Below are 2547 nucleotides of genomic sequence, written 5' to 3'. Positions count from 1 at the left end.
TCCAGAACGGTCGTCGCATCAAGGTGCGCAAACGATGTTGCAGGTGCAGGGTCGGTAAGGTCATCCGCAGGCACGTAAACGGCTTGCACGGAAGTGATCGAACCGGACTTCGTGGAGGCAATACGCTCCTGCATGGCGCCCATGTCGGTTGCCAGTGTCGGCTGGTAGCCCACAGCAGAAGGAATACGACCCAGAAGCGCGGACACCTCGGAACCAGCCTGTGTAAAGCGGAAGATGTTATCCACGAAGAACAGAACGTCCGAACCGGATTCGTCGCGGAACTGCTCGGCCAGTGTCAGGCCGGACAGAGCGATCCGCATACGCGCACCGGGAGGCTCGTTCATCTGGCCGTAGACCAGTGCGATCTTGGATTTTTCCAGATCGTCGGGAACGATAACGCCAGATTCGATCATCTCGTGGTACAGATCGTTCCCTTCACGGGTCCGCTCACCCACACCAGCGAACACGGACAGACCCGAGTGCACTTTTGCGATGTTGTTGATGAGTTCCATGATCAGAACGGTCTTGCCAACGCCGGCACCGCCGAACAGACCAATTTTACCACCCTTGGTATAGGGGGCCAAAAGGTCGATCACTTTGATGCCTGTCACGAGGATTTCAGTCTCGGTGGACTGCTCGTCAAACTCAGGTGCATCGCCGTGGATGGCGCGTGTCGCAGTTGCGTTCACGGGGCCTTTTTCATCAACGGGGTCGCCGGTGACGTTCATGATGCGCCCCAGTGTTGCGGAACCCACGGGTACAGAAATCTGACCGCCAGTGTTCTCAACAGCTTGACCACGCACGAGGCCTTCGGTGGCGTCCATAGCAATGGCGCGCACTGTGTTTTCGCCAAGGTGCTGGGCCACTTCGAGAACGAGGTCTTTGCCTTGGTTTTGGGTTTTCAGGGCGTTCAGAATCTCAGGCAGGTCGCCCTCGAACTGAACATCGACGACGGCGCCGATGACCTGGGTGATTTTTCCGGTAGGGTTTGCCATATCGGGTATCTCCAGATTTAGAGCGCTTCAGCGCCCGAGATGATTTCAATAAGCTCGTTGGTGATGACAGCCTGACGCGACCGGTTGTATTGGATGGTCAGTTTGTCGATCATTTCGCCTGCGTTGCGGGTCGCGTTGTCCATGGCGGACATCCGTGCACCCTGCTCGGAGGCGGCGTTTTCCAACAAGGCCGCGAAGATTTGTGTCGCCACGCCACGGGGCAGCAGGTCGGCCAAGATGGCTTCTTCGCTGGGCTCGTAGTCATAAAGCGTGTTTTCTTCGCCCGCACCGGCATCCTCAAACGCGGCAGGAATGATCTGCTGCGCCGTTGGAGTTTGGCTGATGACGGACTGGAAACGGGCGTAGAAAATCGTGGCCACGTCGAATTCTTCTTCGTCGAAACGAGAAAGAATGCCGCGTGCGATGTCCTGTGCGTTGCCGTATCCAAGGCGCTTCACTTCCGACAGGTCCACATGGCCAATGTACAGATTGCCAAAGTCACGCTTGAGGGCCTCACGACCCTTTTTGCCGACTGTGAGAATCTTGACCGTTTTACCAGCAGCCAACAATTCGTTGGCGCGAGCACGGGCCATTTTGGCGATGTTGCCGTTGAAGCCACCACACAGTCCACGCTCTGAGGTCATAACGACCAGCAGTTGCACTTGGTCGGAACCAGTGCCCACCAGAAGCTTGGGACCCGTGTCTGAACCACTCACACCAGCCGCCAGCCCCGCCATCACGGCGTTGAAGCGGTCAGTGTAGGGGCGTGCGGCCTCAGCAGCATCCTGTGCCCGCCGCAATTTTGCGGCGGCCACCATTTGCATGGCTTTCGTGATCTTCCGAGTGCTTTTCACACTCTCGATCCGATTTTTGAGGTCCTTAAGGTTGGGCATGATGCTCTACCTTAAGCGAACGTCGCGGCGAAGGCGTCAAGAACACCCTTCAGGCGGTCGGCTGCGTCACCCTTGATTTTTGGATCATCGTTGGTGATCCAATCGAGAGTGTCCTGGTGCTTGTTGCGCAGGAACGACAGCATTTCACGCTCAAACCGGCCAACTTCGCTGACGTCGATTTTGTCAAGGTAGCCGTTTGTACCGGCAAAGATCGAACAAACGATCTCGGCGTTGGTCAGTGGCGAGTACTGAGCCTGCTTCATCAGTTCAGTCAGACGGGCACCACGGGCCAGCAGCTGCTGGGTTGCGGCGTCAAGGTCGGAACCGAACTGAGCGAATGCAGCCATCTCACGGTACTGCGCGAGCGACAGTTTCACTGGACCCGCAACCGAGGACATCGCCTTGGTTTGCGCCGACGAACCAACGCGGGACACCGACAGACCAGTGTTCACAGCAGGACGGATACCTTGGTAGAACAGTTCCGTTTCCAGGAAGATCTGACCGTCAGTGATCGAAATCACGTTGGTTGGAATAAACGCCGAAACGTCGCCACCTTGGGTTTCGATGACTGGCAGAGCAGTCAGCGAGCCCGAACCGTAGTCCTCGTTCAGTTTAGCCGAACGTTCCAGAAGCCGGGAGTGAAGGTAGAACACGTCACC

3 protein-coding genes are annotated in these 2547 nt (G+C 57.0%); all 3 read right to left on the bottom strand.

The window, feature by feature from the left end; translation table 11 throughout:
• The coding region (gene atpD, locus AC4GMC_RS13730) for a F0F1 ATP synthase subunit beta (RefSeq protein ID WP_490391463.1) at positions 1–995 on the bottom strand (995 nt) is incomplete at its 3' end.
• 17 nt (positions 996–1012) lie between these two features.
• Entirely contained in the window at positions 1013–1888 is an 876-nt protein-coding gene (locus AC4GMC_RS13725) for a F0F1 ATP synthase subunit gamma (RefSeq protein WP_487877048.1), read from the bottom strand.
• Positions 1889–1899: 11 nt separating this feature from the next.
• Positions 1900–2547 (bottom strand): F0F1 ATP synthase subunit alpha (locus AC4GMC_RS13720; RefSeq protein WP_490391462.1); only part of this gene is annotated, 648 nt, incomplete at its 5' end.

It is taken from the genome of Thalassobacter sp. (assembly GCF_982993085.1).
This window is presented reverse-complemented; position numbering and strand designations above follow the sequence as displayed.